The sequence below is a fragment of the Bacteroidia bacterium genome, assembly GCA_027493955.1.
GTDB lineage: Bacteria > Bacteroidota > Ignavibacteria > SZUA-365 > SZUA-365 > JAOSJT01.
The window spans coordinates 804,014-818,974 of record JAOSJT010000001.1; the positions used below are offsets into that span (position 1 = coordinate 804,014).

Genomic DNA, 14,961 nt, shown 5'->3' on the forward strand with positions numbered 1-14,961 from the left:
GCGGGTTTAACCCGCGAGGCAGAAAGGGAATCCATCGAATCACAAGGCTACCGGTGCGGAACGCGGACACGACGGAGCAATCCGACAACTCATCATCACGCAGCTCACTGCGCTCCATTCTTTTGCTCGGCGCGGCGCTGCTGTGCCTCGCGGCGGGGCTTTGGTCCTACGTGTATCTGCTCACACCAGTCCGCTATGAATTGTCCCTGCAACCGGAATCATTACCGGCCATCCCCGGTGCGTCCGTGGAACTTCGCGCGGAAGGAATAAACCGCATCGGCTCCGCCGTCCCCTGGTCGGCGCAACCGCTGCGCTGCTCCCTCCTCGAAGGCGAAGGGCTCGTGGAACTCCTCTACAACGCTGACAGCAGCATGGTGACGGTCACCTCCCTCGGACACGAGGGTCTGGTGCAACTGCGCATCACTGTTGCGAATTGGCCGTTTCCGCTGCTCGCGAGTTTGCGCATCCTGGCTCCGCTGGCCCTCTTCCACTTTCCATCACATCATCCCGTACACACAGCATGAGCACCATTTCCATTATCTTCACCGGCGGCACCATTTCCATGACCATAGACCCCGCGAGCGGGGGAGCGGTGCCGTCGCTGAGCGGCGAGCAGATTCTCGGAAAAATGGCGGATGTCCGCGCCCTCGCCGACATGCGCTGCATCGAGTATGGCAAATATCCCGGACCGCATGTGACACCTTCCATGATGCTCGATATCGCCCGCATCGCGCAGGCTGAAGCGGATCGCGACGATGTCGCCGGCGTGATCATTACCCACGGCACGGATACGCTTGAGGAAACCGCCTATCTGCTGGATCTCGTGCTCGACACCGCCAAGCCCGTCATACTCGTGGGCTCGATGAACCATTCCGAAGATCCGGATTGGGACGGTCCCGTTAACGTGCGCGACGCCGTGCTCACCATCGTCTCCGGACAGTTCAAGGGCCTCGGCGTCATGACTTGCCTGAGCGGCGACATCAACGCGGCCAGCGAGGTGACGAAAACCCATACGCTGCAGCGCGATACCTTCATGAGCTTCGATTTCGGACCTCTCGGGAGAATATTCGAAGGCAAGGCGGTGTTCCTCCGCAAGCCCTTCATTCATGATCATATCGGCACGGACGCCGTTGTGGAGCCGGTGCATATTCTGAAATGCTACGCGGGAATGGACATCACGCCGTTCCGCACGGTGATACAGCATCAAGTGCGGGGACTGGTTGTGGAGGCCATGGGCACCGGCAACGTGCCGCCCAAAGCCTATGACGGGATACTGGAAGTCCTGGATGCAGACATTCCCGTGGTGCTGGTATCGCGCTGTCCGCGGGGCAACACCGACGATGTGTACGGATACTACGGCGCGGGACGCAATCTGCACGCGGCTGGCGTGATTTTCGCCCGCTATCTCAACGGACAAAAAGCGCGCATCAAACTCATGCTCTCACTTTCAATGACGCGTGACAGAAAGCGATTGGCGGGGATGTTCGAGGGATCATAAAAAAATCGCCGCTTCTTTGCGAAGCGGCGTGCGGGCCGGAGGGGCCGGCACCGCGAATGGGGAAGTCCAAACTCAGGGAGCCATCATGTCAGAACATGCACTGACGATACACCTCCGACCGTGCGGGATCGGCGGTGACCATCGCACTCATCACTTTACCACGCTCGGCATAGCCGTCGAGCAAACGACAGAACTCGCTGCTCTTGGCGTCGAGCCACATCGTCAGCAGCAGCGAACGACCGCTCGTGCGCGTCAGCACCGTGGCGATGCTCTCCAACGCCTTGCCGATGGATTGCTGCGCGACGTCTTTTTCGGTTTCGATGAAGTCCAGTCCTTCGTAGTAATACCAGTACAGAGCGGTTCTGAAACTTTCGTATTGGGCGTTGAGAAACTCGGAAATGAAATTCAGCCGGCTGTACTGGTTGGGATTCCCGCGCCACTCCTGAGCCCGCGTACCCGCCTGGCTGCGCTGTGCGACGGTCAGCGCCTTCTGATAATAGTCGGATCCCTGCAACGGCTCGTAGCTGTCGAAATCCATCCCGAGAATCAGGTAGATGTAAAAATCAATGAAACTCGCGATTTCGTTGTACTGAAAATCATCGTGAATGATGGGCTGTCCCTTGATGTAGCTGAAGGCCCATTTTTGATCGAGAATACGGACAATGAGCGATGTGCCCGCGGTGGGGCGGCCGTCCTTCCAGGTGCGGCGCTGCGCGTCGATCACAACCTGCGCGGTGAATTCTCCTCCGTCCGTGCCGGAGTTGAAGTTGATGCTCATGCGCACGGGAATCCTGTCGCCGTAGAATTCGACTTCCGTCCAGCGGTAATCGTTGACATAGTCCAGCAATTTCTGCTGAAATTCGGAGAGATAGTCCTTCTGCGAGGGTGTCAGGACGTCCATGGTGATTTCCACCGAGAGGTCGATTTCCTGGGCTCGGGCAGGAAGTGTGCAGAGGAGCAGGGCGGCAAGCGCAGGGAGGAGCAGTCGCATGAAAAATTCCATTTCGTTTCGTCTCTTCATCATAACAAAATAGAGAAAACGACATGGTACGGCAAGGCAGTCGCCAGTCTCCTTTTGTGTCTGCTCTGCTGTGCCCCTCACGCCTTCGGCGGCGGCGAGTCGCGCGAAACGGGCGCGCGCACGTTTGCTATGGGCGGCGCCGGAGTTGCGCTGACGGGGGATCTCTGGTCCGCGATGAGAAATCCCGCGCTGCTCTCCCGTTCAGCACTGTCTGCTTCGGCAGTATGGCAACCGGGTCGCTACGAACTCAGTGCATTGTCGTCGGCCGGCGTCGCGGGCGCGACACGGTTCGGATCCTTCGGAATCGGTGCCGCGGTGACGCATTTCGGAGGGGAGCTGTACCGTGAACTGCTCCCGTCCGTCGGCTTCGGCATGCGTGTCGCCGAACATATCAGCGTGGGTGCGCAGACGAGTCTGCTCTGCATTTCCATCGCGCGCTACGGCGGCACCGCACTGCCCCTGCTGGATCTCGGCGCTACCGTGGATATCGCGCCCACGCTGCTCGTCGCCGTCGCCGCCGGAAATGTTACTCACAGCGCGCTCACGGGAAACATCACGGATCGTTTGCCGGTCACCGTGCGCATGGGCGCGTGCTGGCAGCCGGATGATGCACTGCTCCTGCAACTCGAGCTCGACAAGGACATGCGCTGGCCCGTGACCACACGCATGGGTGGAGAGTACCGGCCGCTGCCGTTCGTGGCGATCCGTGCCGGCGCGACAACGGAACCATGGACAGTCTCCGGGGGCTTCGGGCTGCGCCATGGGGGCATCGTCTTCGACTATGCCTATGCCTGGCACCCGGATCTGGGCGGCACGCATGCGCTCGGCATTGGGATTCAGCCGTAAAGCTGGTATTTTGAGAGTCATCGAAACGCCCGCAGGGGCCGCATGCATATCACAAGCGAGTGACGCCATGACTTATTCAACACTTCTGTACGAGGTGAGCGACGGTATCGCCGTCATCACACTCAACCGTCCCGACAAGCTGAACGCTCTGAATCACGAAACCCTGCAGGAGCTGAAAAGCGCCGTCGGCATGGCCAATCACGACGCGGCGGTGGACGTCATCATTCTCACCGGGTCCGGAGAGAAGGCCTTTGTCGCGGGGGCGGACATCGCGGAGCTGACGCAGCAGGACGCGGTTTCCGGTCAGCGTTTCGCGCTTTTCGGTCAGGGCGTGTTCAACGACATCGAGCAAAGCGCGAAACCGGTGATCGCAGCCGTCAACGGCTTTGCACTCGGCGGCGGATGCGAGCTCGCGCTGGCCTGCCATATCCGTATCGCTTCCGAGAACGCGAAATTCGGTCAGCCGGAGGTCAATCTCGGCGTCATTCCCGGCTATGGCGGCACGCAGCGGCTCGCCCGCATCGTCGGCTGGGGGAAGGCGACGGAACTCATACTCACCGGTGAAATGGTGGACGCAGCCGAAGCGCTGCGCATCGGTTTGGCGAACCGCGTGGTCGCCCGCGGAGAAGCATTGAGCGCCGCCCGCGCCATGGCCGCCGTCATACACAGCAAGGGTCAACCCGCCGTGCGACTTGCGCTGCAAGCGTTGCGCTGCGTTCCGCAAATGGGGCTGCGCGAGGGACTCGCAACCGAGGCGGCCTTGTTCGGACTGGCCTGCGGTACGGATGATTTCCGGGAGGGGACCAGCGCGTTTCTGGAGAAACGACCCGCGAGTTTTACCGGGAAATGAACTTCGACTCTTTCGACGAGGACGCGCACGGGAACCGTCCTTCTTTCGTGCAGCAACAGGGACCCGACAGGGGCGTACGCATCCGCATGTGGATAGCGGGCGTGCTTGTCGTATTCATTGTTCTCCTCTTCGTGGCGGAACGCTTCGTGACACTCGTGCAGCCGAACCTCGAGCGCATGCAGGAGAAGCGCGACGTCGCGTCCATCGAAAGCTTGCAGGAAGACGTCGAACGCATTCTGAATGATTTCGGCATACAGCCGGAGTGGATACGGCGACGCGTCGTGGAGGTCGGGGATCTGGGCCAGGTGCGTGATCTGTGGCTCATCAAAGTTCCGACCGATCTGCCGTTCGCTTCGCTGAATCTCGATCTGAAGACCATGGCTGAGCAATATCAGGGCAAGGCCTTCGCGGTGGAGAACGCGAAAGAGGCGCAGATCGCCCTGCATATTGTTTTCCGCAAAACGATACGCTACTCGTTAATCTTTCACCCCACAAGCGAAGTGCGGCGGCAGACCGGGAATATCTCCCTGCTGGTTGACGGACTGGAATCCGCGTCGGACGGAGATATCGAACATTTATTGCAGAGTCGCGAACCCATCGCTGCGATCCTGGAGCCGTCGAAAGACGCGGTGCCCCTGCACACACGTCTCCGCGCAGCCGGCCGCGACATCGTGCTGCACCTGCACTTCAAACCCGCGGCGGATGTGGGCTCTCGCTTCGAATTGTCCGAGGACTTGCGGACGGAGGAAATTCAAAGCCATCTGCGATACATCGTGCGGAATTTTCCGGGCTGCCGTGCGTATTACGTCACTTCCGAACGCGCGCCGGGGCTGTACATGCGCACGGTGGAAGAGGAAATGAAAGCGCAGGGGATACGCAAACTCGAAAGCGCCGTGCTGACGTATATTGACCGCTCTTCACAGACGAATGTGATGAGTACCCGCATGAATGACATCGCGGCGCTGGCGGTGAAAGACGGAACCGCCGTCGGTGTCGTGGAACTGCGTCCCGAGGTGCTGGGCTTCCTCGAAACGGAAATCGGCCGGCTGCGCAAAAAAGGCTTTGCCTTCGTGCGGCTCTCCGGCTCCGCCCTGCAATAGCCCCACGCGCAGAGAGGGCAATTCGCCGTGCGTACCCCGGAAAGGTGATTGCGCGGCGAAGGTTTTGCGTGTACATTATTTGATTCCTCAACCTGTCGGAGTTTTCGTGCGTTTTCATCTGCTTGTCCCGGCGTTTCTTGCCTGCACATTTCTGCTCCCCGGTCCCTGCATTGCGCAACCCACCTCAACGGAGGAAGCCGGTGAGGATTTCGCTTCCGTGTATGAGCGTCACCTGGCCGCGTCCATGGACAAGGATTTTGCATCTCCGCTCGTATCGGAACCGGGAGGGGAGAGGAAATCCGGAACACTCGCCGTGTTGTACTCGGTGGTGCTGCCCGGGATGGGGGAACTGTATGCCGATTGTTTCGACCGCGGCAAATACCCGCTCATGACCGAGGCGGCGCTTTGGCTGGGACTTCTCGGAGTCAACGCCTACGGGGATTGGGTGCAAACCGATGCCCGCAGCTATGCGCGGCAGCACGCGGGCTTCGATCCGGACGGGAAAAATGACGAGTTCTACGTGCGCATCGAGAATTACCAGGATCTCTACGATTACAACAATCAGCGCCTGATCGAGCGGCGTCTGGACGAGCTCTACCCGGACGAGGCGCAGTGGTACTGGGGATGGGACAGCGACGAGAACAGAAAGTACTACAAGGATCGCCGCATCCTGTCGGACCAGATGCACAACGCGGTGTCCTTCTTCGTCCTGGGCATGGTGGCAAACCGCATCTGGAGCGCCATACAGAGCGCCATGTTCGTACGCCGCCACAACGCGGCCCTCGAGCAGTCAAGCTGGCTTCCCGATCTGCGTCCGCAGCTCATCGCGAGAGCCGGCCGCACGGACGAGCTGCGCTTCAATTTTTCGCTGAAACTCTCGCGATAGGCCCTATGGTGCCTGCCGCAACCGGCTGTCCCGATCGCCTTTCATCAAAAGGAAATCGTAACCCGTCACACCCCGTTGCTTGTTTTGCAGCGGGATTTCGTGTACCTTTGTCTTAAATCCTCCCGCGCGGGGAGGATGTGTACAAAGGAAACCGTCGCACGTGCATCGCGCTGATTTTTCGAATACCTGCTTAGACAACACGGAACCGGTGTACCGCTACGGCGCACCGGTCTGTTGTATAGAAACCGTCGTCACTGAACACTGAATATGGAGTGATCCTATGGCCAAAATCCGTGGTGATATCAAAATTGACATAGAGAAGTGCAAAGGTTGCGAACTCTGTGTCGTTGCCTGTCCGCAGGAGGCGCTGACACTCGCCAAGGATATCAACAAGCAGGGCTATCATTATGCCGTGCTTATCGAGGATGTCTGTACCGGGTGCACCAATTGCTCTATGGTCTGCCCGGACGCGATCATCACCGTGTACCGCGAAGACAAAAAATCCGGCTCGAAAGTCCCCGTAGCGGAGATCCGCAACGTCACCGGCGATATCCGTATCCAGGTGGGCGTTGAGGAAGCCGCACAGAACTGAACCGGCGCTTCCCGTGACATTAATTCGAACAATCCGCGCATAGCCTGACAAGGAGTTTACCAATTATGGGTGAATTACGACTGATGAAGGGAAACGAAGCGCTCGCAGAAGCGGCGATTCGTGCCGGAATGGATGCCTATTTCGGCTACCCCATCACACCGCAGTCCGAAGTTCTCGAATACCTTACCCGCGAAGCGTATAATCGCACGCAATGCACTATTCTTCAGGCGGAAAGTGAAATCGCCTCCATCAACATGGTGTACGGCGCGGCCGGTGCCGGCCAGCGCGTCATGACCACCTCATCCAGCCCCGGCATCAGTCTCATGCAGGAAGGCATTTCCTACATTGCCGGTGCCGAACTGCCCTGCCTTCTTGCCAATGTCAATCGCGGCGGCCCCGGTTTGGGGACCATTCAACCGTCGCAGGGTGATTATTTCCAGTCGGTCAAGGGTGGGGGACATGGCGACTACCGTCTCATCGTTCTCGCTCCCGCCACCGTTCAGGAAATGGCGGATTTCGTGCTGGATGGCTGGTTGCTCGCGGAGAAATACCGCAATCCCGTTCTCATCCTCACGGACGGGGCGCTGGGACAGATGATGGAAAAAGTGGAATTACGCGATCAGGAGCCACGCGGTAATCGTCCCGTACCCTCCTGGGCGACCGTCGGCAAGGATGCCGGTCGCGAGCGCAACATCATCACTTCGCTGTTCATTCAGCCGGAACAGATGGAACAGGTGAACTTGCGTCTGCAAGCCAAATACCGCGAGATCGAAAAGAATGAGATTCGCGTCCAGGAAATTGAAACCGCCGACGCCGATTTCGTTCTGGTTGCATACGGACTTTCAGCCCGCATCAGCCGCAAGGTCGCCGAAATCCTCCGCGCCGAAGGCATAAAGGTCGGACTCATCCGGCCCATCACACTCTGGCCGTATCCCTATCAAACCATCGCCGACGCTGCCGCACACGCGAAGGGCTTTTTCGTGCTCGAACTCAACGCCGGACAAATGGTCGAAGACGTGCGCCTCGCCGTCAATGGTCGTTGCCCTGTCGAGCAGTACGGCCGTATGGGCGGGATCATTCCCTCGCCCGAGGAAGTGGCGGAGGTCGCCAGGAAGATGTACTCGAAACTCTAGGAGACGACACAGATATGGAACACACCCAGGAAATTGAACACAACTACGAAGGGCTGGATGTCGTCTGTGAACGTCCCTCCACCCTCGTTGACGCGCGCATGCACTACTGCCCCGGCTGCGGCCACGGCGTGGCGCATCGCATCATCATGGAAGCGGTACAGGAACTTGGCATTCAAAGCAACACCGTCGGAGTCGCTCCCGTCGGTTGCTCCGTTTTCGCCTATCACTACATGAACATCGACATGCAGGAAGCAGCGCACGGACGCGCTACGGCCGTGGCCACCGGCATCAAGCGCTGCCTGCCCGACAAATACGTCTTTACCTATCAGGGTGACGGCGATCTCGCAGCCATCGGTACGGGCGAGACACTGCATACCGTCAACCGCGGCGAAAATATTCTCATCGTCTTCATCAACAACGCCATTTACGGCATGACCGGCGGCCAGATGGCTCCGACCACACTGATCGGCCAGAAGACTTCGACATCGCCGTACGGTCGCGAAACGCAGTTCAACGGCAATCCGCTGAAAATCACCGAACTGCTTGCCATGTTGCCCGGTGCGTTCTACGTTACGCGCCAGGCGGTGAATACGCCGGTGAATGTGCGCAAGGCAAAAAAAGCCATCATGAATGGCTTCAAATGGCAGGCCTTGAAAAAAGGTACCTGCTTCGTCGAAATCGTGTCCAACTGCCCGACAAACTGGGGTATGAAGCCCGTCGAGTCCAACAAATGGCTCGAGGAACACATGCTCCCGTTCTTCCCGCTGGGCGATCTGAAAGTACCGTCAAAGGAGGATCTCGAGAATGGTTGAGGAAGTGATTTTCGCAGGCTTCGGCGGCCAGGGTGTACTGTCCATGGGACAGGTGCTCTCCTACGCCGGCATGATCGAGAACCGTGAAGTGTGCTGGATGCCGTCCTACGGACCTGAAATGCGCGGCGGTACGGCAAACTGCATCGTTACCATCAGCTCCAATGAAATCAGCAGCCCCATTATCGGGCGCTTCGACACCGTCGTTGCCTTGAATCAGCCGTCGCTGGACAAATTCCAGGATGCCGTCAAACCCGGCGGCACGCTGATCTACGACAGCACCAACATCATCGATCCTCCCACGCGCACGGATGTGGATATCGTTCCCATTCCGGCGAGCGAGGAAGCGGTGAAGTTGAAAAACACCAAAATCATGAACATGATCGTGCTGGGGGCCTTCATCGAGAAACGGAAAACCGTACAGATTGCCACCGTTCTCGAAGCATTGAAAAAAGTGCTGCCCGAGAGGCACCATCATCTCATTCCACTGAACGAGACCGCCCTCTTGCGTGGCGCCGAACTCGCCCAGTCTTCTGTACCGGTCGCGTAAAGCGAGCAGTAGTTCTGTGAAGAAGGCGGAGGAACAATCTCCGCCTTTTTCCGTTCAAAAAGGCTGTGCTGCCCGAAAAGGGATGCGATTTCGCATTGTTCCCGGTCATTTTCTTCCGTAAGATGGTGGTGTGTAACATTTGGCTGTGTAATGTGTTGTTCTGATATGATGCGACGTTCTACCGCCACGACCACTCTCTTCTTCCTCCTGACGCTCACCATCGCGGCACAGCCCGCGCGTTTCGCTACGCTGTCGCACGACTTCGGTGAAATGGGACAGAATGAGGCTCGCAGCTTCGTGTTCCTTGTCACCAACACCGGGGCGGACGTCCTGCGTCTCACGCCCCCGCGCGCCAGTTGCGGCTGCACCGCGGTGCTGCTGAGCCAGTCGGAATTGCAGCCGGGGGATTCCGCCCGCATCGAAGTGGAATTTCGCAGTGGCCCCGCCATGCTCGGGCCCGTGAATAAATCCGTCCAGGTGGGGCATCTCGTCAACGGCAAGGAGCGCGAGCTCGCCACTTTGCGTATTCAGGCGGACGTGGTCGGCATTGTGCGCTACGATCCCGGTATGATCGAGTTTCGTAGCGTCCTGGGGAAGGAATTCCGCAGCACAGTCCGGCTCATTTCCCGAAGTGAGCAGCCAATTCGTATAACGGAAATCACCCCGGCGCTGATGATGTATGCGGACAGCTCCGACGGCAATACCTATCATGTGGACCATGTGGTGGCGATGCCTTTCGAGGATGTGCGTGTCAAGCCCTCTGCGGAAGAAATCCCTCCCGGCGGGGAAGTGGAACTCGAGTGTGTCTTTACACTCAGGAACAAGGGACAGCTCAACGGCGCCATTCGCGTCGCTCTGGACCGTTCGGAAATTCGCATCCCGGTAGTGGGCGTCATCCTCCGGTCAGGCCCGTAGCTCCCGCGGAGGAGAAGGAAAGGCCCCATTGTCAGAAAAAACCGGAATCGTTATATTTACATATTGATCACAATTTGAACTGGAGATTGTTCAATGAGAACCGCCTCAACCCTGATAGCAGCAGCCCTGCTCATCTTCGGACTCTCCGCCACCGCGCACGCGCAGGCGACGGACAACTCGTGCTTCGCACTCGAAGGCACTTCGGATTACTATTTTGGTGAAATAGATCAAAACGCCACCGTCGAACATACCTTCGTTTTCAAGAACAATTGCGACCGTGTCATCGAAATCGGTTCCGCCCGCGCAAGCTGTGGCTGTACCGCGGCCGTCATTTCGGAGAATTCCATCGCTCCGGGCAAGGAAGCCAAGATTCAGGTCAAGTTCACCCCGCCGAAAGGCACACGCGGCCGTACCACCAAAACAGTGAGTGTGTACCTCAAAGACGAGCAGCAGCCGCATACCGTCATCCGCTTCTCCGCGACCGTACAAACCGACATTGACGTACAGCCGCAGTACATACAGCTCATGGGCGGCGAAGTCGGCAAGGAAATCAGCGGCGTGACGACTGTCAAGAATGTCTCGCAAAAAGAGTTGAACATTGCCGACGTCAGCGTGAGCATGACCACCTATGCCGACACGTCCGGCACGGGCAATGTTGTGGGCCTGCCCCTTACCAACGCGCGCGTCTCACCGGAGCGCTTCACGCTCAAGGCCGGCGAGAGCAGAGACGTGACGGTGTTTGTCACTCCGCAGTACAAAGGTCAGATCAGCGGTGCCGTGCGCCTCAAAGCCGGCGATAACGAGGGCATGATTCAGGTGTTCGGCGTCATTCGCGATGCCACACCGAACCTGCAGCGCAGCGACGCCGGACAAATGTTGAATTCGGCACCCGGACGGTAACGACACCAAGGAGAAAGGATGAAGCGAATTATCCCCGAATACACCGCGCTGATTGATATCATTCAGGACGCTCTGGACAAGGAAAAAGATGCGCAGGCCTTTTATCTGGAGGCCGCCGACATGGCACAGGCCGCCGAGGTGCGCGATTTTCTCCTCGAAATGGCGGAGATGGAACGAAGTCACACCGAGTTGCTCTCCCGCAAACTGGAAGCGCTGAAATCCAATCAGGTCGTGATGGACGGCATACTTTCCAGCTTCGAAGACGATCCGCGTCCGGACGAAGCGGAGTAACGAGGTCATTCCGTACTACGCACAGCGGCTCCCGAGTGGAGCCGCTGTTGTTTTATGCGCGTGCGTGCGGATGCCGCCGGCCAGCTCGCGGTTTCCCGGGATGGAGATGACGCACGGTTCCGGGGCTGCGTCGCGGCGCAATGCGGTGATTCGAGGCGTCGTTCATCCTTGCCCGCTCCGGGCTGTACGCGCACGCTGTGGGGTGTCGCTTGTGTTTCAGGCGACTTTCGTATATTTATATCGTGGAAAGACATGCGACTTTCCACAGCCTCCGCAGTCCACACGAAATGCCCCCACGGGGAAGAACGGATCTCACAAATACATGCGCAGACACACGACGATTGTACCTCCTCACCGCCGCGTTGACGCTCCTGTTTCCTCCATTCCCTCGTCGTTCTGTACAGTGCGTCCGATGAATGTATCGGCGACGTCAACACCGCACGCTGACGAACACGTTCAGTGCTCCACCCGCGTGTATCGGAGCCGTCCGTTGAAGAGCGCAGCGGCGCAATCCATTCGTCCGCTCGACCGCTTTCCGGCCGGGTCAAGGGCTGCTGCCGAACGTAACCGTACGCTCATGGATATGACTACTCATTTCTTCACAATACGATGACACACTATGATCGAAAGCCCAGCCATCCGCGCCCGTGATGTCGACGACATGCTTACGCGGTATCATTTCTCAAGCGAAACCCGCCGTATTATCGAGGAGGAACATCTGCTTCCACCGGCGCTGTTGCATCGCCTGCATTTGAATTTCGCGGAGCAGTCGCGCTTCTTTCGTACCGATGCCTACTACTTTTCAGGGAAGACCTATTACAACGGACTCGCCGGTTTCCGGGAGATTATCGGCGTGCTCACAGCGAATGGCATTGAAATCGGCGATATCACAGAGCGCGAATTCTTCATCGAAGTGTACCGTTTTCTCGCCACCAAGCACGTGCTGAACTCCATCGACTGGAGTAATTACGAGGAAGACACGATGTATCAGCTGGTCTTTCCCCAGCCCGGAATGATTCCCCGTGACGAAGTACAAAAGTACATCAACGCTGCCACGGATGAAGAGCGCCGCATGGTCGTCGAGGAGTACACCCGGAAGACGAATCCGCACGACGGCAAGCAGATGCTCAACAAGCCATGGTTCCTCAATGACGATGGCCAGTTGGAAATCCTGCAGGGCTGCCAGCATAAATATCCGCCCATCGCGCTGATCTTCGATCAATTCACCCAGAATTGCTTCGCCTTCTGCACCTATTGCTTCCGGCATGCGCAGGTGCGCGGGGATGAGGACATGTTCGTGCAGGACGACGTTGAACAATTGCTCATGTATCTCCGTCAGCACAAGGAGATTACCGACATTCTGATCACGGGAGGTGATGGCGGTTTTATTCACTATGATCGCCTTGCCGAGTACGTGCTACCGTTGCTGTCGGATCCGACCTTGGCGCATATACGCACGCTGCGCTTCGGTTCACGCGCGTTGACCTTCCATCCGGAACTGCTTCTGACCGACGAATTCGAGAACATCCTCTCGTTGCTGCAGCAATGTGTGGATAGTGGCGTGCAGGTCATCTGGGTGGCGCATCTGTCTACGCCGCGCGACATACTCAATCCCGGGACCATTGCGGCGATACGTCGCCTGAAGGCGCACGGAGTCGCGATCAGGAGTCAGAGCCCCATCATGAAGCACATCAGTCTGTTCACGCATCCGGACGGGACGGTGGACATCGACCGTTCAGCGCAAAACTGGATAGACCTCGGCAATCTGCTCGGCATGCTCGGTGTGGGATTCCACTCCATGTACTGCGCGCGACCCACCGGCGAGCACCATTACTTCACCGCGCCGCTTGCCGACATTCACAAGATTTTCAGCAAGGTGTACAAATCTCTGTCGTCGGTCAACCGTCCGTCGCGCTACATCACCATGACCTCGTCGGCGGGCAAAATATCCCTCCTCGGCACCGCGGAGGTGAACGGAGAGACGGTCTTCGCCCTGAAATTCAACGAAGGGCGCAATATGGACTGGATGGACCGGGTGTATCTCGCGCGTTACGACGAACAGGAGAACACCATAGAGAAGCTCTTGCCGTATCAGGGCGAGAAGCATTTCTACGAGGACGAATGTGAGGAGATTGAGCGTCGTCTCGAGGCAGCACTGCGACACGAAATGGCCAGGGCCGGCAACAATGATCAATAAAATTGTATCCTCGGCCGCGGCCGCTGTAGCCGACGTCTTCGATGGAGCTACGGTGCTCATCAGCGGTTTCGGTGAAGCGGGCAGTCCCATCGAACTGATTCACGCGCTGGTGGATCGGGGAGCCCGGGAACTGACCATCGTCAGCAACAATACCGGCAGTGGTCATGTCGGTCTCGCCTCTCTGATCGAACAGGGCTGCGTTCGGAAAATGATCTGTTCCTTTCCCAAGACGGCGAACTCCGTGGTCTTCCCCGCATTGTATGAGCGCGGCGACATCGAGCTCGAACTCGTTCCGCAGGGCACCATGGCTGAGCGCATCCGTTGCGGCGGTGCGGGGATACCCGCGTTCTATACGCCGACCTCTGTGAACACACCTCTGGCCGAGGGAAAGGAACATCGCGATTTTGATGGTGTACCGCACGTGCTTGAACATGCCATTCGCGCGGATTTTGCTTTGGTGAAATGCAGACGTGCCGATCGGTACGGAAATCTCGTGTATAACAAGACAGCACGGAATTTCGGCCCGGTGATGTGTACCGCCGCCCGGGTGACGGTCGTGCAGGCCGGCGAGGTCGTTGATGTCGGAGTGATCGATCCGGAATGTGTCGTGACACCCGGAATTTTCGTGCAGCGCGTGGTGCATGTCGCCCATCCGCAGGATGAATCCACACTCGTCGCCGAAGGCAGGAGGTACCCATGAACGACAAACACGTTGGCTGGGACATGCGCGACGTCGCCCGCAATGTTGCCCATGATATTCCCGACGGCTCCTATGTCAATCTCGGCATAGGTATTCCGGAGCTTGTGGCGGGTTTTGTACCCGAAGGACGCGAACTCCTGTACCACACCGAGAACGGTCTGCTGGGAATGGGCCCCGCAGCGGAAACGGGGAAGGAAGACCCCGAGCTTATCAACGCGGGCAAGAAATGCATCACCGCTCTGCCCGGCGCGTGTTACTTCCACCATGCCGACAGCTTCATGATGATACGCGGCGGGCACATCGATTACTGCGTGCTCGGCGCGTACCAGGTGTCCCAGGAAGGCGATCTGGCCAATTGGTCCACAGGGGAGCCCGGCACTGTACCCGCTGTGGGAGGCGCCATGGATCTTGTCGCCGGCGTGCGCAACATTTTTGTCATCACCCAGCACTGCACCAAGTCCGGTGAATCCAAAATCGTGCGTAGGTGCAGTTATCCGCTGACAGGCAAGGGTGTGGTGACACGCATCTATACCAATTACGCCACTCTGGATGTGCGCGAACGACGACTGTTCGTGCGCGAACTCGCACCCGGCGTGGATATGGATTTCCTCCGCGGCGTGACGGCGGCGGAGCTGCATGAAGCAACCGCGTCAGCACGCGCGTAGATCTGAGA

General features: G+C 58.3%; 16 protein-coding genes and 1 pseudogene. 16 read left to right on the forward strand and 1 reads right to left on the reverse strand.

Annotated elements, in window-relative coordinates; translation table 11 throughout:
• Positions 1-53: 53 nt before the first annotated feature.
• Together M5R41_03165 and M5R41_03170 are read left to right on the forward strand one after the other, a co-directional pair.
• Complete coding sequence (locus M5R41_03165) at positions 54-524, forward strand: hypothetical protein (protein MCZ7555390.1); 471 nt, start codon at positions 54-56, stop codon at positions 522-524.
• A complete protein-coding gene (locus M5R41_03170; protein MCZ7555391.1) occupies positions 521-1,498 on the forward strand; it encodes an asparaginase in 978 nt (325 codons plus the stop codon). The genes M5R41_03165 and M5R41_03170 overlap by 4 nt, the downstream gene beginning before the upstream one ends.
• A gap of 88 nt (positions 1,499-1,586) precedes the next feature.
• On the opposite strand, the gene M5R41_03175 is transcribed toward M5R41_03170, so the two are convergent.
• Complete coding sequence (locus M5R41_03175; GenBank protein MCZ7555392.1) at positions 1,587-2,519, reverse strand: DUF4835 family protein; 933 nt, start codon at positions 2,517-2,519, stop codon at positions 1,587-1,589.
• Between the two features lie 129 nt (positions 2,520-2,648).
• On the opposite strand from M5R41_03175, the gene M5R41_03180 reads away from it, so the two are divergent.
• The 14 genes and pseudogenes from M5R41_03180 (at position 2,649) to M5R41_03245 (ending at position 14,953) form a co-directional block, all read left to right on the forward strand.
• On the forward strand, positions 2,649-3,365 hold the full coding sequence (locus M5R41_03180) for a hypothetical protein (GenBank protein MCZ7555393.1): 717 nt from the start codon (positions 2,649-2,651) through the stop codon (positions 3,363-3,365).
• A gap of 67 nt (positions 3,366-3,432) precedes the next feature.
• Positions 3,433-4,215, forward strand: a complete 783-nt coding sequence (locus M5R41_03185; GenBank protein ID MCZ7555394.1) for an enoyl-CoA hydratase-related protein — start codon at positions 3,433-3,435, stop codon at positions 4,213-4,215.
• Positions 4,212-5,315, forward strand: a complete 1,104-nt coding sequence (locus M5R41_03190) for a divergent polysaccharide deacetylase family protein (protein MCZ7555395.1) — start codon at positions 4,212-4,214, stop codon at positions 5,313-5,315. The genes M5R41_03185 and M5R41_03190 overlap by 4 nt, the downstream gene beginning before the upstream one ends.
• Positions 5,316-5,421: 106 nt before the next feature.
• On the forward strand, positions 5,422-6,201 hold the full coding sequence (locus M5R41_03195) for a hypothetical protein (GenBank protein MCZ7555396.1): 780 nt from the start codon (positions 5,422-5,424) through the stop codon (positions 6,199-6,201).
• A 280-nt stretch (positions 6,202-6,481) separates the two neighbouring features.
• Positions 6,482-6,694, forward strand: a pseudogene (locus M5R41_03200) (4Fe-4S binding protein).
• A 164-nt stretch (positions 6,695-6,858) separates the two neighbouring features.
• Positions 6,859-7,926 carry a 3-methyl-2-oxobutanoate dehydrogenase subunit VorB gene (locus M5R41_03205; protein ID MCZ7555397.1) on the forward strand — a complete coding sequence of 356 codons (1,068 nt, stop codon included), beginning with the start codon at positions 6,859-6,861 and terminating at the stop codon, positions 7,924-7,926.
• A 14-nt stretch (positions 7,927-7,940) separates the two neighbouring features.
• Positions 7,941-8,738, forward strand: coding sequence for a thiamine pyrophosphate-dependent enzyme (locus M5R41_03210; protein MCZ7555398.1), 798 nt, complete (start codon positions 7,941-7,943; stop codon positions 8,736-8,738).
• Positions 8,731-9,285 (forward strand): 2-oxoacid:acceptor oxidoreductase family protein, encoded by a 555-nt coding sequence (locus tag M5R41_03215; GenBank protein ID MCZ7555399.1) that lies wholly within the window; start codon positions 8,731-8,733, stop codon positions 9,283-9,285. Before M5R41_03210 ends, M5R41_03215 begins: the two co-directional genes overlap by 8 nt.
• A gap of 165 nt (positions 9,286-9,450) precedes the next feature.
• A complete protein-coding gene (locus M5R41_03220; GenBank protein ID MCZ7555400.1) occupies positions 9,451-10,200 on the forward strand; it encodes a DUF1573 domain-containing protein in 750 nt (249 codons plus the stop codon).
• A 93-nt stretch (positions 10,201-10,293) separates the two neighbouring features.
• A complete protein-coding gene (locus M5R41_03225) occupies positions 10,294-11,100 on the forward strand; it encodes a DUF1573 domain-containing protein (protein MCZ7555401.1) in 807 nt (268 codons plus the stop codon).
• 18 nt (positions 11,101-11,118) lie between these two features.
• The gene (locus M5R41_03230) at positions 11,119-11,391 is read left to right on the forward strand and encodes a hypothetical protein (protein ID MCZ7555402.1); all 273 of its coding nucleotides are present in this window, start codon (positions 11,119-11,121) and stop codon (positions 11,389-11,391) included.
• Positions 11,392-12,010: 619 nt separating this feature from the next.
• Entirely contained in the window at positions 12,011-13,588 is a 1,578-nt protein-coding gene (locus tag M5R41_03235; protein ID MCZ7555403.1) for a hypothetical protein, read from the forward strand.
• Positions 13,578-14,288 (forward strand): 3-oxoacid CoA-transferase subunit A, encoded by a 711-nt coding sequence (locus tag M5R41_03240; protein MCZ7555404.1) that lies wholly within the window; start codon positions 13,578-13,580, stop codon positions 14,286-14,288. Before M5R41_03235 ends, M5R41_03240 begins: the two co-directional genes overlap by 11 nt.
• Complete coding sequence (locus tag M5R41_03245; GenBank protein ID MCZ7555405.1) at positions 14,285-14,953, forward strand: 3-oxoacid CoA-transferase subunit B; 669 nt, start codon at positions 14,285-14,287, stop codon at positions 14,951-14,953. The genes M5R41_03240 and M5R41_03245 overlap by 4 nt, the downstream gene beginning before the upstream one ends.
• The last annotated feature ends 8 nt before the right edge of the window (positions 14,954-14,961 follow it).

Bases quoted from the DNA above. Each gene is read 5' to 3' on its own strand.
- M5R41_03205 (MCZ7555397.1), top strand. From the start codon at position 6,859: ATGGGTGAATTACGACTGATGAAGGGAAACGAAGCGCTCGCAGAAGCG.
- M5R41_03240 (MCZ7555404.1), top strand. From the start codon at position 13,578: ATGATCAATAAAATTGTATCCTCGGCCGCGGCCGCTGTAGCCGACGTC.
- M5R41_03210 (MCZ7555398.1), top strand. From the start codon at position 7,941: ATGGAACACACCCAGGAAATTGAACACAACTACGAAGGGCTGGATGTC.
- M5R41_03185 (MCZ7555394.1), top strand. From the start codon at position 3,433: ATGACTTATTCAACACTTCTGTACGAGGTGAGCGACGGTATCGCCGTC.
- M5R41_03175 (MCZ7555392.1), bottom strand. From the start codon at position 2,519: ATGAAGAGACGAAACGAAATGGAATTTTTCATGCGACTGCTCCTCCCT.
- M5R41_03230 (MCZ7555402.1), top strand. From the start codon at position 11,119: ATGAAGCGAATTATCCCCGAATACACCGCGCTGATTGATATCATTCAG.
- M5R41_03180 (MCZ7555393.1), top strand. From the start codon at position 2,649: ATGGGCGGCGCCGGAGTTGCGCTGACGGGGGATCTCTGGTCCGCGATG.
- M5R41_03170 (MCZ7555391.1), top strand. From the start codon at position 521: ATGAGCACCATTTCCATTATCTTCACCGGCGGCACCATTTCCATGACC.
- M5R41_03225 (MCZ7555401.1), top strand. From the start codon at position 10,294: ATGAGAACCGCCTCAACCCTGATAGCAGCAGCCCTGCTCATCTTCGGA.
- M5R41_03245 (MCZ7555405.1), top strand. From the start codon at position 14,285: ATGAACGACAAACACGTTGGCTGGGACATGCGCGACGTCGCCCGCAAT.
- M5R41_03190 (MCZ7555395.1), top strand. From the start codon at position 4,212: ATGAACTTCGACTCTTTCGACGAGGACGCGCACGGGAACCGTCCTTCT.
- M5R41_03235 (MCZ7555403.1), top strand. From the start codon at position 12,011: ATGATCGAAAGCCCAGCCATCCGCGCCCGTGATGTCGACGACATGCTT.
- M5R41_03220 (MCZ7555400.1), top strand. From the start codon at position 9,451: ATGATGCGACGTTCTACCGCCACGACCACTCTCTTCTTCCTCCTGACG.
- M5R41_03215 (MCZ7555399.1), top strand. From the start codon at position 8,731: ATGGTTGAGGAAGTGATTTTCGCAGGCTTCGGCGGCCAGGGTGTACTG.